Here is a 19631-nt window from a genome sequence, read left to right as displayed (position 1 = left end):
GGTCTTACATTAATTGTTGGATAATCTTTGCAAGCTATCCTTTTGCTTGACATGCTTTAGCGTAGTAACCGTAATACTGTCTCTTTGCCTGGCCGTACGTTGTAGATCCATGTCAATAAAAGAACTCTTTTTCTTAGGATCATTCTTTTGAGTATCAATTTCCTCTTGTATTTTTTGTTGCACAGGAGAAGAAATGGAATCCAACTCTTCGTTGGTTTTTTTCAATTCGGCATCTTTTAACTCCTGCTCTAGCAAGCGAGAGCCTTCTGATTTACTTTCTTCCAAACGTTTTACCGTTTCCTCATCAAAGAAATCTGCTTCATCTTTTGGTAAAGGGATTCCTGTTATTTTAGTTAATTTAGGAGGCTTTTCACCCCTAAATAAGTCCGCCTTGCTATTAATTCTTTCATCACCCCGCCAATGAAATCCAGATAACTCTCTGGCATTTTCTGGTAAATCAATTTCTCGATACAAGGTGCCATCAACGTTTTGATAATAGTAAACATCCACGATTTCTCTTTGCTCTAATAACAATTTAATAGAACTGGATAATACTTTGTTGATACCAATTAGTTTAAGCTCTCCTTCGCTTTCTCTTTGATAAAAGATAGTTTCAGTGTTTTTATCAATATCAACCTGATAGATTTCATTATCCTTAAACAGACCATAAAGCGTTTGACCTTTTACCTGATTAAATCCAGCTTTTAAAGTGTCTTCTTGGACCAAAAATGCATTTTGATAGACTAGTAATGAATCTAGTTTTTCGGTCTCTTTGTTAGAGATAATTTTTATGGTATCTCCTGTCATTTGATTTCTTTGAGACCAAATGATAGGCCTTCCGATCATTTTAGTATACCCCGTAGTTTGATCTACGTTGATAGAATCACTTTTACCGCTCATATTACTTTTGTAGATCCTTACATCATAAAATCCATTCATGATCCGATGTTCGGGTTTTCCGGTTACCATCAAGGTATCACTATGGATATAAATCGAATCGTTTTCTTGTAAAGTAGCGGCGAGCGCTCTTTTTGTGATAAATACGGAATCTTTGTCTTTGAAAACTTCGGCATAATGCCCTGTAATTACTGAATTATTAGCAGTGTCAAGAACTTTTATGTTGTTCGTGGCTGAAGCAAATTGAATGGCGCTATTATAAAAAATACTATCTCCAAAAACTGTTCGATTATCATAATCAATACGCGCGTTTTTGATAGCATACCCTGTTTTTACTTTGGTGTCATAGAACCCACGTTCACAATAGAGTGTACTTTCTTTTCCCTTTACTGTAGAGGGGCCATACAAATAGGCATGTCCGTTTTCTGTATAATAATCTAATCGATCCGAATCTACAGTGTTTTCTGGGTTTACAATTTTTACATCGGTATTAAACGAGTATTGTTTTCTATCCATAAAATAGCGTCCAATACGACTAGTTAATGTGTTCGAAGAATCTCGAACAGTACCTCCACTGCGATAATAGGCTTGTTGTCGTAATCGATCAAAAAATAAGGTGTCTGTTCTTAAAGTATTCGAAGGAGTTTCCATAAATACATTTTCGCTGGCATATGCAAATTGTGTATCCCCATTGTATTCTGCATATGTGCTAGTCATAGTAATCGTATCCCCTTGGATCATTTTTACATTCCCCAAGGCTTTCACGAATCTATCCTCACTATAATGAATGGCTTGATCACACCAGATTTCAATACCTTCATGTTGCATATATACTTGCTCGTCTACTTTGGCAAGGATAGTGGCACCAGGAAATCTGTTTTGATCCTTAATGGTACGATCAGATTGTACTTTTATCGGTTTTCCTTCCTGAGCAAAGGATAAAGAACTCAATAGAAGACAAAAAACAATATAGAGAAATGTATTTTTCAAGTATTTCAAATTTGTATGCAAAATAACGAAAATTGTATCTAATGATTGTTCAAATAGTAAATACTTATTCCTGTTTTTGGTGTTGCATCAAATTTAGTTTTTTCATTGACTAAAGCGGGAAGAGGGTTAGCCCCTTTTTGCCCCGGTTTGTAAGGGGTATGCCCCATTTTGTAAAGGAGGAGGTTCGTAGTATTTTGTAAAGAAATTAAAATTTTCGGTTTTTTTAACATTATATATATTTAAGTATCAGTAAATTGTGCTTCGCTAACAAAAAATCATGAATCAATACTATGGGGATAGTATTGATCAATACTTCTTTTAATATTCAATTATATAATTTTTTAGAAGGTACGGGAAATACCTTTTGAGAAGCATGTTATGTATTTGAAAAAAAGGAGACTAAAGTTGTAATACAATCAACAAAAAATAAAATATGTTTTTGAGAAAAAACCATTTGGGGCTGTTTTTTTCTCGTTTTGTGGGATGCTATTTTCCCAGGGGAAACAATTGGAGTTGGTAAATCAGAATCTGGTTGATTACACCTATGATAACAATCAGGTTACTTATGAATCGGTAAACGAAAATGAAGGGGGTCGAACAATTATATACAATTGTTGGATAGTTTTACTTCATTAGCTATCGAATCAGAAGGATATGAACTCCATATTTTAAACATCAACTCCAAAAATTCGGATTACGCTCCCTTTTTTCATAATGAGGAGCTAGTGTTTTCTTCTTCTAGAAATACGAGGAGTATTTCAAAATCTTACGATGAAGAAAATAAGCAACCGTTTTCAGATTTATATATAGCAACTAATAAGTCTGATAAGGAGGTTATCAAAAAGGTAAAAGGAAATATAAATACCAGATTCCATGAATCTTCTGCGGTATTTAGCAAAGATGGTACAACTGCGTATTTTACTAGAAATAATTATGTCAATCATAAATGGAGTGCTAACGCAGCAGGGGAAGTGCTTCTCAAAATCTATAAGGCTACAAATAAAAATGGAAAATGGGTAAATGTAGAAGAATTGCCTTTCTGTAGTGACGAATATTCTGTTGCCCATCCTGCGTTGTCTGCAGATGGGAATGTTCTGTATTTTGCTAGTGATATGCCAGGAAGTTATGGGAAATCCGATTTGTATGCGGTAGAAATTTTTGAAGATGGAACATTTGGTACTCCATATAATTTGGGAGGGCAAATTAACACACCTGGTAGAGAAACATTTCCATTTGTTAGTGACAAAGGGAATTTGTTTTTTGCTAGTGATGGGCATATTGGTTACGGGAATCTTGATGTTTATATGGTATTGCATGATAAAAATGCAATGTCCAAAGCGTACAATCTCGGTTATCCGATTAATGGACCTCAAGATGATTTTACTTTTGTGATTAATGAAGAGAACAAAGTAGGGTATTTTGCCAGTAATCGAGATGGAGGAGAAGGTAATGATGATATTTATGGATTTAGGCAATTAGTGCCGTTTCCGGAGTCAGGTTTAAATAAGCCTAAAACCATGAAAAAAATGGAGCGTATTATGAATATCAAAGAAAAAGATGTGGAAATTACTTCCTGGTAGTTTTTATTTCTTGGTTATATAAAAGAAAAAGCTGCCTGAAAGGGCAGCTTTTTTATATGATACCAGTTATATCGTTTTATCTATGGATGGTTTGTTTTCTATCGGGTCCAACAGAAACGATAGTAATTGGAGTTTCTAGTTCCTTTTCCAAAAATGCGATATACTCATTCAATTCTTTAGGAAGTTGAGAAGCCTCAGTCATTTGAGTAAGATCTTCTGACCATCCCTTCATCTCTGTATAGATTGGAGTTACATTTTCTGGTTCAATATTATAAGGAAGGTGGTCAATAGTTTTTCCTTTGTAAGAGTACGCAGTACAAACTTTAAGCGTGTCAAAGCCACTTAATACATCTCCTTTCATCATCATTAGCTTGGTAACACCATTTACGTGAACTGCATATTTTAAGGCTACCAAATCAAGCCATCCACATCTTCTGGGTCGACCAGTAGTAGCTCCAAACTCATGACCTACACGAGCCATTGTTTCTCCGTTATCATCAAATAATTCTGTTGGAAAAGGACCGCTACCCACTCGAGTCGTATATGCTTTGAATATACCAAACACATCTTTGATTTTGTTTGGAGCGATTCCAAGACCTGTACATGCTCCAGCAGCAGTGGTGTTCGAAGAAGTAACAAATGGATACGTTCCAAAATCAATGTCTAGAAGTGACCCTTGTGCACCTTCTGCCAAAATTGTTTTTCCTTCTTTTTGTGCTTGATGCAAGTATTCTTCGCTATCAATAAAAGTCAGGGTTTTTAAGGTTTCAACAGCTTCAAAGAATTCATTTTCTAATTCTGCCAAATCGTACTCGATTTTAGCATCGTAGAAATCGATCATGGCTTCGTGTTTGTTAGCAAGATTGCGATAACGTTCTTTCCAGTCATCAAGTTCTAAATCACCAACGCGAATACCGTTTCTTCCGGTTTTGTCCATATAAGTGGGGCCAATTCCTTTAAGCGTAGAACCGATTTTTGCTTTTCCTTTAGACGCTTCAGAAGCGGCATCCAAAATTCTATGGGTAGGTAAAATTAAATGTGCTTTTCTAGAGATAAGTAGCTTGGATTTATAATCCAAATTGAACTTATTTAAGTTGTCTAACTCTTTTTTGAAAATTACTGGATCAATTACAACTCCGTTTCCAACCAAATTAATGGCTTTGTCATGAAAAATCCCACTTGGGATCGTATGCAATACATGTTTGATGCCATCAAATTCTAAGGTATGTCCCGCATTTGGACCTCCTTGAAATCGTGCAATAATATCATAATCTTTGGTAAGAACGTCTACAATTTTTCCTTTACCTTCGTCTCCCCATTGAAGACCTAGCAATAAATTTACCGCCATTAGTTGTCTTGATTAGTTGGTTTCTTTTTAGTTCCGTAAAAATATAGTGAGTGGTTAGTGATATCCACATCAAATATTTCTTCTATTGTTTTTTTAATGGATTGAATTCTAGGGTCACAAAACTCAAGAACATCTCCGGTATCGGTCAAAATCAAATGATCGTGTTGCCTGTCGAAATATGATTTTTCATATTGGGCCTGATTTTGTCCAAATTGATGTTTTCGAACCAGTTTGCACTCCAAAAGAAGTTCGATAGTATTGTATAGAGTAGCACGACTTACTCTATAATTTTTGTTTTTCATTTTGATATAGAGTGATTCTATGTCAAAATGCTCGTCGCTTTCATAAATTTCTTGTAGAATCGCATATCGTTCGGGTGTTTTACGGTGTCCGTTTTCTTCTAAGAAACTGGTAAACACGTTCTTAACGATATTTTGGTCATTTTGTGTAGTTGCTCTAGTACTCATACGCTCAAAAACGCAAAGTTACATTATTTTTTATTCACGAACTACTTTATCAATACCACTTATTTTGGAAAGATTTTTCATTACTGTTTTTAGGGTATCCTTATTTCTTACTCCAACAGTAATTTTACCTGTAAATACACCATCATTAGTATCAAAATTCATGTTGTAAATAGCCAAATGCATATTGTTTGAAATGATTTGTGTCACCTCATTTACTACACCAATATTATCAATACCATTCAGTTTAATAACGGCTTTGAACTCTTCTTGCGAAGAATCAATCCACTTTGCTGGCATGATACGGTAGGCGTAATTACTTTGTAGCTGTAGTGCGTTTGGACAATTGTTTTTATGTACTTTGATACCTTCATTTACAGTAATAAAACCAAAAACATCATCTCCAGGAATAGGATTACAACAGTTGGAAAGTTTATATTCCAGTTTTTCAGAATCCTTACCAAAAACAAGTAAATCGTATTTTGAAGTAATCTCTTCTTTGTCTACATCTTTCACGTTTCCTCGGCGAATTCTATTTTTGATAAAATTCATGAAAACATTACTTCGGGTTGTAGCAAATTCCTTGATTTTCTGATTGTCTATAGTGCCAATACCAACCCTATAGAAAAGATCCAGACTTGTTTTCAATTTAAAATAGAGCACCAATTCGTTGACCACTTTTTCGCTCATGGTGATCTTTTGAGAACGAAGTTTTCGTTTTAGAATCACTTTACCCTCTTCCGCAATTTGCTTTTTCTCGTCTCTAAGTGCAGATTTTATTTTTGATCTGGCTCTAGCTGTGGTAGCGTAATCTAACCAGCTTGAAGATGGTTTAGACTTGGGAGAAGTAATAATTTCTACTTGATCACCGCTTTTCAATTCGTGACTGAGTGGGACCAATTTCCCGTTTACCCGAGATCCTCTGGTTCTAAGGCCTACCTCGGTATGTACACTAAAACCAAAGTCCAGTGCTGTAGCTCCTTTTGGAAGTGATTTAAGGTCTCCTTCAGGAGTAAACACAAATATTTCTTTAGAATAGAGATTAAGTTTAAACTCTTCAACAAAATCGACAGCATTGGCTTCAGAGTTTTCTAAAGCCTCTTGTAGACGATTTAGCCATCCATCAAGACCCTGGTCTTGTTTCTCTTCAGTATTTTTGTATTTGTAATGCGCAGCATATCCTTTTTCTGCAATTTCATGCATACGCTCACTACGTATTTGTACTTCTACCCATTTACTATCAGGTCCAATAACGGTGATATGCAAAGCTTCATATCCAGTGGATTTGGGTTGAGAAATCCAATCTCTTAAACGAATAGGGTTGGGACGATAATAATCAGTTACAACCGTATAGATCTTCCAGGCAATGAACTTTTCATTTTCAAAATCTGATTTGTAAATAATCCGAATGGCAAATTTGTCATATACTTCATCAAATGAAATATTTTGTTTTACCATTTTTCTCCGGATCGAAAAAATAGACTTTGGCCTACCTTTGATATCGTAGGTTAACCCTTCTCTATCAAGCCCTTCTCTAATTTTGTCAGAAAATCTTTTGATGTAAGCATCTTGCTCTTCTTTGCTTTCTGTTATTTTTTCCAGAATATCTTTGTAAACCTCAGGCTCTGTGTATTTGAGTCCCAGATCTTCTAATTCTGTTTTAATATTGTAAAGCCCGATTCGATGGGCAAGAGGTGCATAAATGTACAGGGTTTCGGATGCAATTTTGACTTGTTTATCAGGTCGCATGGCATCCATGGTTTGCATGTTGTGTAATCGATCTGCAATCTTAATGATAATTACCCGAACATCATCATTAAGGGTAAGGAGCATTTTTCTGAAGTTTTCTGCTTGCAGCGATATATCTTTATCCTTTTTTAAGGAAGAAATTTTGGTAAGTCCGTCAACAATACGAGCTACAGTTTCTCCAAACATCTGCTCGATATCCACTAAGGTGTACTCGGTATCTTCTACCACATCGTGAAGTAAGGCCGCAGCGATAGAAGTTGCATCCAAACCTATTTCGCTAGCAACAATTTTGGCAACAGCGATAGGGTGAAAGATATAAGCTTCACCACTTTTGCGTCTCTGATCTTTATGAGCATCTACAGCAACATCAAATGCCTGTCGTATTAGTTTTTTATCTTCTTTAGAAAGATCTCTATAACTAATACGAAGCAACTCTTTGTATTGCTTTGCAATCTGTTTATTTTCTTCTTCGATAGCAGCTTCAGTCATAACTTAAAGTTTTCTAAGAAAGCCCTATTTAGCGTCTTGTGTGATATCCCCTTGTAATGTATAGTGACAAAAATTGTGCCTTTCACTATTCTTGTCAATCAACCAGAAATTGTGGCATATAATAATTAAAAATACAATTAAGAATTGTAACCACCAAGGACTTATAATTGATTTATTTTCTCAGGTTTCTTATTCGCTGAAGCAGAGTAGGGTGCGAATAATGAATAAACACCATAGCAGGATGAGGCGTTAAATTGCTGAAATTATTTTTAGAAAGTTTTTTAAGACTATTGATAAGCGCTTCGCTATCATAGGTTTCTTTTGCATAATCATCGGCCTGATACTCAAAGGCTCTCGAAACTACATTCATAATCAAACCGGTGATTTCAGAAATAGGACTGTATAAAACACCAAAAGTAATAAGACCAATATGAAACGACGGAGTATCTACTTTAAGCGCTTCAGATAATAAAGGATTTGCTATAAAAAGTGATAAGAACCATAGCGTGATACCAGTAAGTGCAACGGATAGCAAAAGATTGATGATTACATGACGCTTCTTGTAATGTCCAACTTCATGCGCAAGCACAGCAACAATTTCCTCCTTGTCCAGATCTTTAATAAGTGTATCGTAGAGTGTGATTCTTTTTTCACTACCGAATCCAGAGAAATATGCATTCGCCTTGGTACTTCTTTTGGAGCCATCGATGACAAAAATATCTTTTAATTGAAATCCTACTTTCTTAGAATAGGCTTCTATAGTATTTCTCAGATCGCCAGGTTCTAAAGGAGTTTGTTTGTTGAATATAGGAACGATCAATTTGGCATAAAACATATTCATGGCAACTGTAAAAATTGACACCAACGCCCAGGCATATATCCAAAAAGATTTTCCAGTAAGTTCATAAAACCACATGATCAGCGCCAGCAGACTTCCCCCCACAATGATCATCATAATGATCCCTTTAAATTTATCGATGATGAATGTCTTTCTGGTAGTCTTGTTAAAACCAAATTTTTCTTCGATCACAAAGATTTTGTAGTATACCGTTGGTGTGGATAGGATATCACTTCCTATCATAATGATTCCGAAGAAAATGAGACCAACGACCACAGGATTGTCTGAAAAACTTCTTGCTAGCCGATCCACCCAGGCAAACCCGTCTAAAAAAAAGAACAAGAGCATCATGACCAAAGAAATAGCAGAAGAAACTAGTTTGAACTTGTAGTTTGCCCGTTTGTAGGCAATAGAATCTTCATATTCTTTTTGGGGATAAACATCAGAAAGTTCTTCAGGAATTTTATCGTTATAATGTCTTGCATTAAGAATATCCAATAAAGAATCAATTAAAAAGACAATAACAATAATAGCAATGAGTAAGTAAAACAGCGAGGTTGGGGTCATTAGTTATAGCAATTAGTCGTTCAATCCTTCTTGGGGTCAGTACGAGAGGGTAAGGTAGTGATTTTAAATCTATTTATGACATAAAACTATAATCTTTTCCTAAATGAAATCTCTTTGACGTTTGGCTTCGAATACCAAAATTCCTGCAGCTACCGAGACATTCATAGAGTCGATAACTCCACTCATTGGGATTTTAATATTCTGGTCTGTACTGGCCAAGAAGACATCACTTAGTCCAGTGGCTTCTGTACCTACTACTATAGCGGTTGGTTGGGTGTAATCTTGTATATGATAATCTACGGCATCTCGTAACGCTGCTCCATATATGGTAATATGTTGTTTTTTGAGAAAATCGATAATCTCAGAAGAGCTGCCTACAGCCAAATTGGTAGTAAATAGACATCCAATACTTGATCTTATGATGTTTGGATTATATACATCTGTTTTTGGATTAGCAATTAATACAGCATCCAACTGGGCTGCATCAGCCGTACGTAGTAAGGCTCCAATATTTCCTGGTTTTTCAGGTGCTTCGGCAACTAGAATCAACGGGTTTTTGGATGGTAAAACAAGATCTTGAATATCAAGATTCTTAAAAGTCGCTACAGCTATAACACCTTCGGTTGTGGTTCTGTAAGAAAGCTTTTGATAAATTTCAGTAGTAATTTCGAATACCATCACCTGATCTTGAACTTTACTCAGAATAGCATCAATGGTTTCAGAAGTAATGATAGAAGAGCAGTAGTACAGTTGTGTAATGGTGTATCCTCCCTCTAATGCTAAGGAAAGCTCTCGCTGTCCCTCAATAACAAAAAGCCCTTCCTTCTTTCGAACTCTTGATTTTTCTTTAAGTTGATTTAGGAATTTTATTTTAGGATTTTGAAAGCTGGTAATCGTGTTTTGCATAAAAGCAAAGATAAGAATAGCGACCAGAAAAGAATGGGTTAGGAGTTAGAAGGAGTAAAATCTTTTGCACATTTTTTTATCTCTTCTATTACATTTGGGTAGGACTCATCCAAGTTTTCAAACTCCTTTTGAATCAAATCAAATTTTTGCTCTTCCCTTGCAGCGGTTTCTATGGTTTGTAGAAGTGAAGCTTGGTTTGTTAAGCCAATAGTTTTGAAACTTGATTTTAGTTTATGTGCAAACTGTTGGGTTAATGTATGGTCTTTTGAAGCGATGGCATCGGATAATTTTTGATAATCTGTGGGTGTCGCGTCCAAAAAGATTTGTAAAACAGAATGGATAATTTCGGTATCATTGTCAAAGGTTTTCTTTAGAAAAGATAAATCATGAAAAACCTTTTTTTCTGTTAAATGTGTAGTAGAATTGAGATGAGCATGATCTTTTTTAGGTATAGTACGGTTATGAGTATTCGATTTTAAACTTAATAGAATTTCCTCTAACTCATTTTCATTTATTGGTTTTGTTAGATAAAAATCCATTCCAGATTCTGTAGCTCTTCTTTTGGATTCGGGGAAGACATCTGCAGAGCAGGCTATAATTGGAATTTGACTAATTTTTGGATTTTTGGAAGCTCTTATTAGAGCAGCAGCCTCCGGACCATCCATTACGGGCATGTGCATGTCCATCAAAATTAAATCATAGGTTTCTTGTGCAACTAATTCTACAGCGATTTCTCCGTTTTCAGCCATTTGAACTCCTACATTCCAATTTGATAATAATTGTTGAATGAAAAACTGATTCATCTTATTATCCTCGACCACCAATACTTTTAATCCCGATAAATATTCGCTATGTTTTTGTTGATTGTCGGTGCCTTTTTGATGATTAAGATTTCGCTTTAGGATGCTAATTTCATATTCAATGGTAAATTCAAAAGAAGATCCTTTGCCAGGTTTGCTTTTGGCGATTAAGGTACCTCCCTGCATTTCTATAAGCTGCTTTGATATCGAAAGCCCTAAACCAGTTCCTTCTATTTTGTTTTTACCGGGCTTGTGCACTTGGTAAAAACTCTCGAATATAGAGTTTAATTTATCTTCGGGAATGCCGATACCGGTATCTTTTACCAGGAAATGTAGTGCTACTTTTCCTGAAGTCATATTTTTTGTGCTCACCTCTATCGAGATTTCCCCTTCGTGTGTAAACTTAATGGCATTACCCAGTAGATTGATTAGGATTTGATTAAGTCTGAGTTGGTCGCCAATAATGAACTTGGGAACCAATGATTCGATCTTCATTTTATATCCCAATCCTTTCTCGTCTGCTTTTATTTTGAAACCTCTCGAAACGTTAGAGATTAATTCGTGAAGGTTAAAGTCTGTTTTTTGCAGTGTGAGCTTACCCGCTTCAATTTTAGAAAAATCCAAGATGTCATTGATCAAACCCAATAGATTTTCGGCAGAGAATTGAATACCATCCAGATTTTTTTGATCTACCATTGGATTCGTGAAATCACTCTTTTGTAAAATTCCGGTTAGCCCAAGAATTACGTTTAGCGGAGTTCGTATTTCATGACTCATATTAGAGAGAAAAACAGATTTTGCTTTGGCTGATTTTTCGGCCATTACTTTGGCTTCTCTAATCTCGTTATCAATGATTTTTTTGTTGGTAATATCTCTAAAAAATGCATTAAACAAATAGTCGTCTTTAGTTTCAATAGCTACGATGGTTAGTTCTATGTATACAACACTTCCATCTCTTCTGTTTACCGAGGTTTCTACCCTTTTGTTAATTAAATCATCATCTCCGGTAGCGATATAATTATCAAAGCTATTCCGTAATTGTTGGCGTAGTTTATAGGGAACCAAAGAATAGATACTTTTGCCAATAGTTTCTTCCCTTTTTAATTCTAAAATATTCTCAGCTTCCTTGTTCCAATTGAGAACTGTTCCCTGGCTATTGGTTAGGATGGTGCCATCCATAGCCGTTTCCAAGATAATAGTTTTAAGGTGCTCGCTTTGTTTTAGTTCTTCTTCAACTTTTTTCCTTTCGATAATCTCTTCTGTAAGCCTTTCATTTATTTGCTCGAGACTAAATAATTGTTTTTGCAACATTTTTAGCATTTGTTGCTTGCTAGGAAAGGTGATGAGATCTTTGGATAAGATTTCTTCCGGAATTACATTGAGTATAGAGGTGAAAGACTCTAACAGATGATAAGACTGAAAGTATTTTTTATAAATATTGAGATAAATATTGGTGATGGCATTAATACCTAAACTACCTTTTATCTTCGAATAAATTTCATTAGAAAAATCGAGTAGGCTTTTCCTTTCTTTTATAACATCAATGGTTTTAAAATCATAAGTAGATTCTAAATATGTTTTTGTTGTAATAATTTTTGGATCATTAAAATTACCAATCAACTCTGAAGATCTCTGTAGTACTCGTAGCAGAAAAATTTTGCATAATATTAGTTCTTGCTCATCAACTGGATGAAATAATAGTTCAAAGTTTCGGTATTGTTTTAGAAAAGGATACTTGTGCTGTATTTTTTCTCGAAGAGATTCAGAATCTAAGTTTTTAGTGGTGATATATTTTTCGAGAAACAAATAAGTTTCAGGTAGGGTTTCTATCTTTTTTTGAAGAGGAAGGAATTCGAAAGATTTTATTCTGTTTTCTAAATTGAAGTCGATAGAAGATACGTCGATCTTCTTCCTTAAAGAATGGATAAGATCAACAATTTGTTGCTCTTCTTGATTCTTTGGAAGTTGGGCTTTTTTACTGGGGAGTATTCTTTTAAGCCACTGGATCATTAACGACTAGATTTTACTGGCTTTATATATTTTGTAAAAGCCCAATGCTGACAATGCCCACGTAAGGATCAAAGCAACAAACCAAATGTAGTTGCCTAAAGTATCCCCAAAAAGATTTTTAAAAATGTTGAAATTAAAAATGTGCGCAATTTGCATATGCAGGTGCCCAAGAGCCATGACCACAAATCCCCATGCAAGGAGGGTCATTCCCGAACCAAATTTTCCGCCTTTTAATCGTGTGGCGGTAAGAAAACTAAATACCAATGCAATTGCTAGAAAGGGCATTTCTAAGAGTCCAAATATTTGCTCCGCCAGAAGTGTGTCACTGGAATGCGCCGAATGTTCTTGCGCAAAGAGTCCTATGGGCGTGCCGAGGAATACCAGTACAGCAGTAGTGTAAGATTTTTTCATTTTATTTTGGGGGTTTTGATAAAAATAATGAAAAAATCCTTGTTTTTGACATTTTTTACAGATAAAGTGAGGGGTTTTGTCGATAAAAGTCGTATTTAAGAAGGTTTTAAAAATGAAAAACCCGCGAATTTCGCGGGTTTTTTATATAAGTGAGATCGTTTATTATTATAAAAAAATTACTTTACTTTTTCTACAATCGCTTTAAAAGCTTCAGGGTTGTTCATTGCTAAATCTGCAAGAACCTTACGGTTCAATTCGATGTTGTTAGCTTTTACTTTTCCCATGAATTGAGAATAAGACATACCGTGTAAACGAGCACCCGCATTAATACGAGTAATCCATAAAGCACGGAAAGTTCTTTTTTTGTTTCTACGGTCTCTGTACGAATATTGCATCGCCTTGTCAACCGCATTTTTTGCTACTGTCCAAACGTTTTTACGTCTTCCGAAGTAACCTTTTGCTTGCTTAAGAACCTTTTTTCTTCTAGCTCTTTTTGCAACAGAATTAACTGATCTTGGCATAATTTTAAATTTTTTAGTAGTAGGCGGCCGATAATCGACACTTTGCTTATTTTTTGATTCTTAATGATTCCTGAATCAAATTTTTAGAGCCTAACTCCTGGGTTTATATTAATTTTAACCTTGATTAAATTGTAATTACTTCAAACGTAATTGCTCTTTAATACTATTTTCATCGCTTTTGTGCACCAATGTAGAGTGCGTTAAAGCTAGCTTACGCTTTTTAGATTTTTTTGTCAGGATATGACTCTTAAAAGCGTGCTTTCTTTTGATCTTACCGGTACCGGTCAACTTAAAACGTTTCTTGGCACTGGATTTTGTTTTCATTTTAGGCATTGTATCCTTAGTTTTATAATCTCACTTATTATCTTGAATTCTTGAGCATGCAAGAATTGACTTTACTTTTTGGGAGCGATAAACATAATCATACGCTTACCCTCTAGCTTAGGCATTTGTTCCACTTTTCCGTACTCTTCTAATTCTTGAGCAAGTCTCAACAACAAAATTTGTCCTTGATCCTTATATATAATAGAACGGCCTTTAAAGAAAACATATGCTTTTAATTTGGCACCTTCACTTAAGAATTTGATCGCATGTTTCTTTTTGAACTCATAATCATGCTCATCTGTGTTTGGTCCAAAACGGATTTCTTTAATAACTACTTTGGTTGCTTTGGCTTTAAGAGCTTTTTCTCTTTTTTCTGTTCGTAAAGGAATTTTTTGTAATCCATTATTTTACAAACAGGTGGATTCGCTTTGGGCGATATCTCAACAAGATCAAGCCCTTGCTCTTCTGCAATCTGCAATGCTTTTCTGGTAGGGTATACACCTACCTCTACATTGTCACCAACTAATCTCACTTCGTCAACACGTATTTTATTGTTGATTCTGTGAGCGTCTTCTTTGATTATTCTGGCTGGCCTTTGAGACTTTCTTCTTCTTATTGCTATGACTTAAATTTTTTTAATTAAACTTTATTTTCTTATCCGTTAAACGGTTTTAGTGTATTATTAATTTCTTTTTTTACAATTTCTTTAAACTCTGCTATTGTAATAGCACCTAGATCTTCGCCTCCGTGCTTGCGAACAGATATGGTTTGATCTTTTTCTTCTTGTTCTCCGATGATTATAATATAAGGAAATTTATTCATTTCTGCTTCACGAATCTTTTTTCCTATCGTTTCATTTCTATCATCTGCAAGGGCGCGAATTTCGGCATTTTCTAACAAATTTAAAACTTTTTCGGAGTATTTTTCATATTTCTCGCTGATAGAGAGAACAATAGCTTGTTCTGGCATGAGCCACAGCGGGAATTTTCCTCCGGTATGTTCTAGTAAGATAGCGATAAATCTTTCCATGCTTCCAAAGGGAGCTCTGTGGATCATTATTGGTCTGTGTAATTCATTATCGCTTCCTTTATAAGTAAGGTCAAAACGTTCGGGCAGATTGTAGTCTACCTGAATAGTTCCTAGCTGCCAACTGCGTCCAAGAGCATCTTTTACCATAAAATCCAGTTTAGGGCCGTAAAATGCAGCTTCTCCGCTTTCTACTACAAAATCTAAGCCTTTGTCCTTAGCGGCATTAATAATAGCATTTTCTGCCTTTTCCCAGTTCTCTACATCACCAATGTATTTTTCTGGTTTATCAAGATCCCGTACGGATACTTGCGCTGTGAAATTTTCAAAACCTAAAGATCCAAAGACATAAAGAACTAAGTCTATAACTTTTTTAAATTCCTCATCTAATTGATCTGGAGTGCAAAATATATGGGCGTCATCCTGGGTAAAACCTCTTACTCTTGTTAACCCATGTAATTCTCCACTTTGTTCGTATCTATACACCGTACCAAACTCGGCATATCGTATAGGTAGATCTCGATAGGACCAAGGTTCGCTCTTATATATTTCACAGTGGTGTGGGCAATTCATTGGTTTTAGTAAAAACTCTTCACCATCTGCAGGAGTATTGATAGGTTGAAAACTATCTTCACCGTACTTTGCATAGTGACCAGAAGTTACATATAGTTCTTTTTGACCTATATGTGGTGTAACCACCATTTCGTATCCCGCTTTTTTCTGTGCTTTTTTCAAAAATTGTTCAAGGCGTTCTCTCAAAGCAGCTCCTTTAGGAAGCCATAATGGTAAACCTTGACCAACTTTCTGGGAAAATGTAAAAAGGCCTAATTCTTTTCCTAGTTTGCGATGATCTCTTTTTTTGGCTTCTTCTAATAATTCAAGATATTCTTTTAATTCCTTTTGTTTTGGAAATGAAGTACCGTATACTCGAGTTAGCTGTTTGTTGTTTTCATCACCTCGCCAATAGGCACCAGCAACGCTCATAATTTTTACAGCTTTTATAATTCCTGTATTAGGGATGTGGCCACCTCTACATAAATCGGTAAAGGAATCGTGATCACAAAAAGTGATGGTTCCATCTTCAAGATTCTCTATAAGCTCGGTTTTGTATTCGTTTCCTTCAGTTTGATATTTAGATAAGGCATCTTCTTTCGAAATCGATCTCATTTTGAAATCATGCTTACCTCTGGCAATTTCAAGCATTTTGTCTTCAATCTTTTTGAAGTCTTTATCTGAAATAGTATTTTCTCCAAGATCTACATCATAGTAGAAACCATTCTCTATTGATGGTCCAATAGATAATTTTACACCAGGATACAGCTCTTCTAAAGCTTGTGCTAATACATGCGAAGAAGAATGCCAAAAAGCAGCTTTTCCTTCTTTGTCTTTCCAGGTATATAAAACAAGGTTACCATCAGTGGTTAATGTGGTAGAGGTTTCAATAGTGGTGTCATTAAACTTTGCCGAAATAACATTTCTGGCAAAACCTTCACTAATATCTTTGGCAACACCCATAGCAGTAATACCGCTATCGTATTCTCTAACCGAACCGTCTGGTAACGTAATTTTGATCATCTCTTTTATTAAATTAAAGTTGCAAAGATAATACGATAATAAAATCCTTACAATACTATAAGTAGATATTTAATAGGAAATAAGTTTTCGGTGTTTTGAATGTGTTAAAGATGGGCTCGACCCATTCGTTTTAATTTTTTTAGCTGTAAGTAATGGTGTATTAGTGTGTTGGGTTTTTAGATTAAAAAAAGATTAAAAAAAGATTAAAAAAAGATTAAAAAAACTTTAAAAAAGTCTTGTTGGTAATTAAAAAGGCTGTATGTTTGCAGCCGCTAAACGGGGAAGAGATTTGAGGGTAGATGTAGTTTAGTAATGTTCATTGACAGCTTCGAAAAAAAACTTTTTAAAAATATTTCAAAAAAGTTTTGGTGGATAAAAAAGGGGTTGTATATTTGCACCCGCTTTGAGAGAGAGAAGCGAAGTTCATAAGAGAAATTACAATGGTTTAGGGTTGGTTTTGGCTAGCTAAAAATAGGGTTCGATTCCCTTAGTAATGACGAAGTTTTAGGATGCTATTAATAGTGGCATTTGAATCTAAAGAAGTTCATAGACATATTGATTGACAGCGCGTACGATTTTTGGTTTTATTACTGAGAATCGAAGCAAATAAATTAAATCGAAAGACTAGAATCATCTATTGAGATAAGAACCGATTAATTCTGTGTTGTATTGTTTTTAGATAGATAATATTTAAGAATAAACGATGAAGAGTTTGATCCTGGCTCAGGATGAACGCTAGCGGCAGGCTTAACACATGCAAGTCGAGGGGTAACAGGAGATTGCTTGCAATCTTGCTGACGACCGGCGCACGGGTGCGTAACGCGTATAGAACCTACCTTATATTGGGGGATAGCCCAGAGAAATTTGGATTAATACCCCATAGTATGCTGAATTGGCATCAGTTTAGTATTAAAGATTTATCGATATAAGATGGCTATGCGTTCTATTAGCTAGTTGGTAAGGTAACGGCTCACCAAGGCGACGATAGATAGGGGTCCTGAGAGGGAGATCCCCCACACTGGTACTGAGACACGGACCAGACTCCTACGGGAGGCAGCAGTGAGGAATATTGGACAATGGAGGCAACTCTGATCCAGCCATGCCGCGTGCAGGAAGACTGCCCTATGGGTTGTAAACTGCTTTTATAGAGGAAGAAACCGCTCTACGTGTAGAGCTCTGACGGTACTCTACGAATAAGGATCGGCTAACTCCGTGCCAGCAGCCGCGGTAATACGGAGGATCCAAGCGTTATCCGGAATCATTGGGTTTAAAGGGTCCGTAGGCGGGCTTATAAGTCAGTGGTGAAAGTTTGCGGCTCAACCGTAAAATTGCCATTGATACTGTAGGTCTTGAATCATTGTGAAGTGGTTAGAATGTGTAGTGTAGCGGTGAAATGCATAGATATTACACAGAATACCGATTGCGAAGGCAGATCACTAACAATTGATTGACGCTCAGGGACGAAAGCGTGGGTAGCGAACAGGATTAGATACCCTGGTAGTCCACGCCGTAAACGATGGTTACTAGCTGTTTGGACTTCGGTCTGAGTGGCTAAGCGAAAGTGATAAGTAACCCACCTGGGGAGTACGTTCGCAAGAATGAAACTCAAAGGAATTGACGGGGGCCCGCACAAGCGGTGGAGCATGTGGTTTAATTCGATGATACGCGAGGAACCTTACCAGGGCTTAAATGTAGTCTGACAGCTTTAGAGATAGAGTTTTCTTCGGACAGATTACAAGGTGCTGCATGGTTGTCGTCAGCTCGTGCCGTGAGGTGTCAGGTTAAGTCCTATAACGAGCGCAACCCCTGTTGTTAGTTGCCAGCGAGTAATGTCGGGAACTCTAGCAAGACTGCCGGTGCAAACCGCGAGGAAGGTGGGGATGACGTCAAATCATCACGGCCCTTACGTCCTGGGCCACACACGTGCTACAATGGCCGGTACAGAGAGCAGCCACTTAGTGATAAGGAGCGAATCTATAAAGCCGGTCACAGTTCGGATCGGAGTCTGCAACTCGACTCCGTGAAGCTGGAATCGCTAGTAATCGCATATCAGCCATGATGCGGTGAATACGTTCCCGGGCCTTGTACACACCGCCCGTCAAGCCATGGAAGCTGGGGGTACCTGAAGTCCGTCACCGCAAGGAGCGGCCTAGGGTAAAACTAGTAACTGGGGCTAAGTCGTAACAAGGTAGCCGTACCGGAAGGTGCGGCTGGAACACCTCCTTTCTAGAGAATTTAGAAATGGTACGACTCAGAAGGTTTTTATTCAAGGAGTTGATTTTAGTTTTTCGGCTGTCAATTAAATATTAAGGGATCGATTGTTTTATTAGGCAATTGATTTTTACTAACGAAGTCTCATAGCTCAGCTGGTTAGAGCGCTACACTGATAATGTAGAGGTCGGCAGTTCGAGTCTGCCTGAGACTACGAAATAAGTTCATTTTATATTGAATAAGGAAATTTTAGAAGTTGTGCTACTGTCAACTAATATTTGGCTACGGTCAACTTTATAAGACGGGGAATTAGCTCAGCTGGCTAGAGCGCCTGCCTTGCACGCAGGAGGTCACCGGTTCGACTCCGGTATTCTCCACAAGGTCTTTAAGGCCACAACGTTCATTGACATATTGATTTAGAGAAAAAACGAGCACACATGATTGTAAAATTGTGTGATGTAAAGAAAAAAACTAAGAGCAAATTAAAGCATAAGACATAAGCTAATTAAGGGCGTATGGGGGATGCCTAGGCTCTCAGAGGCGAAGAAGGACGTGATAAGCTGCGATAAGCTACGGGGAGAGGCACATACTTGTTGATCCGTGGATTTCCGAATGGGGCAACCCGGCATGTTGAAGACATGTCACATCGTAAGATGGGCGAACGTGGGGAACTGAAACATCTAAGTACCCATAGGAGAAGAAAACAATAGTGATTCCGTTAGTAGTGGCGAGCGAACGCGGAATAGCCCAAACCAAATCGGTTACGGCCGGTTTGGGGTTGTAGGACTACGAGATAGGATTTGTAATGAATTAGAACTGTTTGGAAAGACAGGCCAGAGAAGGTGATAGCCCTGTATAAGTAAAGATCAAATACTTAGTAGTATCCTGAGTAGCGCGGGGCACGGGAAACCCTGTGTGAATTTGG

12 protein-coding genes, 2 tRNA genes, 2 rRNA genes and 1 pseudogene (1 of these 17 cut by a window edge) are annotated in these 19631 nt (G+C 36.7%); 5 read left to right on the top strand and 12 right to left on the bottom strand.

Annotation, left to right across the window (positions count from 1 at the left end; translation table 11 throughout):
- Positions 1-9: 9 nt before the first annotated feature.
- Positions 10-1887, bottom strand: a complete 1878-nt coding sequence (locus AC0L3Q_RS16975; protein ID WP_473281256.1) for an OstA-like protein — start codon at positions 1885-1887, stop codon at positions 10-12.
- A 614-nt stretch (positions 1888-2501) separates the two neighbouring features.
- Here AC0L3Q_RS16975 and AC0L3Q_RS16970 point away from each other — a divergent pair.
- Positions 2502-3467: a TolB family protein gene (locus tag AC0L3Q_RS16970; protein WP_473281254.1), complete on the top strand. Its 966-nt coding sequence runs from the start codon at positions 2502-2504 to the stop codon at positions 3465-3467.
- 76 nt (positions 3468-3543) lie between these two features.
- Here AC0L3Q_RS16970 and AC0L3Q_RS16965 read toward each other — a convergent pair whose 3' ends face one another.
- From AC0L3Q_RS16965 to thrS, 11 genes and pseudogenes are all read right to left on the bottom strand, one after another.
- Positions 3544-4815: an adenylosuccinate synthase gene (locus tag AC0L3Q_RS16965; protein ID WP_473281252.1), complete on the bottom strand. Its 1272-nt coding sequence runs from the start codon at positions 4813-4815 to the stop codon at positions 3544-3546.
- Positions 4815-5282: a Fur family transcriptional regulator gene (locus tag AC0L3Q_RS16960; RefSeq protein WP_073320333.1), complete on the bottom strand. Its 468-nt coding sequence runs from the start codon at positions 5280-5282 to the stop codon at positions 4815-4817. The genes AC0L3Q_RS16965 and AC0L3Q_RS16960 overlap by 1 nt, the downstream gene beginning before the upstream one ends.
- A gap of 30 nt (positions 5283-5312) precedes the next feature.
- Positions 5313-7517 (bottom strand): RelA/SpoT family protein, encoded by a 2205-nt coding sequence (locus tag AC0L3Q_RS16955; RefSeq protein ID WP_073320331.1) that lies wholly within the window; start codon positions 7515-7517, stop codon positions 5313-5315.
- 172 nt (positions 7518-7689) lie between these two features.
- On the bottom strand, positions 7690-8922 hold the full coding sequence (locus AC0L3Q_RS16950) for a M48 family metallopeptidase (RefSeq protein ID WP_473281250.1): 1233 nt from the start codon (positions 8920-8922) through the stop codon (positions 7690-7692).
- A 99-nt stretch (positions 8923-9021) separates the two neighbouring features.
- The gene (locus AC0L3Q_RS16945; protein ID WP_473281248.1) at positions 9022-9828 is read right to left on the bottom strand and encodes a TrmH family RNA methyltransferase; all 807 of its coding nucleotides are present in this window, start codon (positions 9826-9828) and stop codon (positions 9022-9024) included.
- A 38-nt stretch (positions 9829-9866) separates the two neighbouring features.
- On the bottom strand, positions 9867-12638 hold the full coding sequence (locus tag AC0L3Q_RS16940) for a PAS domain-containing hybrid sensor histidine kinase/response regulator (RefSeq protein ID WP_473281246.1): 2772 nt from the start codon (positions 12636-12638) through the stop codon (positions 9867-9869).
- A gap of 6 nt (positions 12639-12644) precedes the next feature.
- Positions 12645-13049: a hypothetical protein gene (locus tag AC0L3Q_RS16935; RefSeq protein WP_473281244.1), complete on the bottom strand. Its 405-nt coding sequence runs from the start codon at positions 13047-13049 to the stop codon at positions 12645-12647.
- 176 nt (positions 13050-13225) lie between these two features.
- A complete protein-coding gene (rplT, locus tag AC0L3Q_RS16930; RefSeq protein WP_073320319.1) occupies positions 13226-13570 on the bottom strand; it encodes a 50S ribosomal protein L20 in 345 nt (114 codons plus the stop codon).
- Positions 13571-13705: 135 nt separating this feature from the next.
- The gene (gene rpmI, locus AC0L3Q_RS16925) at positions 13706-13903 is read right to left on the bottom strand and encodes a 50S ribosomal protein L35 (protein WP_027394180.1); all 198 of its coding nucleotides are present in this window, start codon (positions 13901-13903) and stop codon (positions 13706-13708) included.
- Between the two features lie 62 nt (positions 13904-13965).
- A pseudogene (gene infC, locus AC0L3Q_RS16920) lies at positions 13966-14453 on the bottom strand (translation initiation factor IF-3).
- A 95-nt stretch (positions 14454-14548) separates the two neighbouring features.
- A complete protein-coding gene (gene thrS / locus AC0L3Q_RS16915) occupies positions 14549-16495 on the bottom strand; it encodes a threonine--tRNA ligase (RefSeq protein ID WP_473281241.1) in 1947 nt (648 codons plus the stop codon).
- 700 nt (positions 16496-17195) lie between these two features.
- Here thrS and AC0L3Q_RS16910 point away from each other — a divergent pair.
- From AC0L3Q_RS16910 to AC0L3Q_RS16895, 4 genes are all read left to right on the top strand, one after another.
- Positions 17196-18721: ribosomal RNA gene (locus tag AC0L3Q_RS16910) — 16S ribosomal RNA — on the top strand.
- Positions 18722-18846: 125 nt separating this feature from the next.
- Positions 18847-18920: transfer RNA gene (locus AC0L3Q_RS16905), tRNA-Ile, on the top strand.
- An 89-nt stretch (positions 18921-19009) separates the two neighbouring features.
- A tRNA-Ala gene (locus AC0L3Q_RS16900) sits at positions 19010-19083 on the top strand.
- Between the two features lie 117 nt (positions 19084-19200).
- Positions 19201-19631: ribosomal RNA gene (locus tag AC0L3Q_RS16895) — 23S ribosomal RNA — on the top strand; it runs 2389 nt beyond the window's last position.
- The 16S and 23S rRNA genes sit together here with 2 tRNA genes alongside, the layout of an rRNA operon.

Source organism: Aquimarina sp. KJ22-3, assembly GCF_055808215.1.
The sequence above is the reverse complement of the archived record's forward strand: the minus strand, read 5'-3'. Positions and strand labels throughout refer to the sequence as shown.

Excerpts from the sequence above, each read along its gene's own strand:
- rplT (WP_073320319.1), bottom strand. The coding sequence starts at position 13,570 with ATGCCAAGATCAGTTAATTCTGTTGCAAAAAGAGCTAGAAGAAAAAAG.
- AC0L3Q_RS16935 (WP_473281244.1), bottom strand. The coding sequence starts at position 13,049 with ATGAAAAAATCTTACACTACTGCTGTACTGGTATTCCTCGGCACGCCC.
- AC0L3Q_RS16965 (WP_473281252.1), bottom strand. The coding sequence starts at position 4,815 with ATGGCGGTAAATTTATTGCTAGGTCTTCAATGGGGAGACGAAGGTAAA.
- AC0L3Q_RS16955 (WP_073320331.1), bottom strand. The coding sequence starts at position 7,517 with ATGACTGAAGCTGCTATCGAAGAAGAAAATAAACAGATTGCAAAGCAA.
- thrS (WP_473281241.1), bottom strand. The coding sequence starts at position 16,495 with ATGATCAAAATTACGTTACCAGACGGTTCGGTTAGAGAATACGATAGC.
- AC0L3Q_RS16940 (WP_473281246.1), bottom strand. The coding sequence starts at position 12,638 with ATGATCCAGTGGCTTAAAAGAATACTCCCCAGTAAAAAAGCCCAACTT.
- AC0L3Q_RS16945 (WP_473281248.1), bottom strand. The coding sequence starts at position 9,828 with ATGCAAAACACGATTACCAGCTTTCAAAATCCTAAAATAAAATTCCTA.
- AC0L3Q_RS16950 (WP_473281250.1), bottom strand. The coding sequence starts at position 8,922 with ATGACCCCAACCTCGCTGTTTTACTTACTCATTGCTATTATTGTTATT.
- rpmI (WP_027394180.1), bottom strand. The coding sequence starts at position 13,903 with ATGCCTAAAATGAAAACAAAATCCAGTGCCAAGAAACGTTTTAAGTTG.
- AC0L3Q_RS16960 (WP_073320333.1), bottom strand. The coding sequence starts at position 5,282 with ATGAGTACTAGAGCAACTACACAAAATGACCAAAATATCGTTAAGAAC.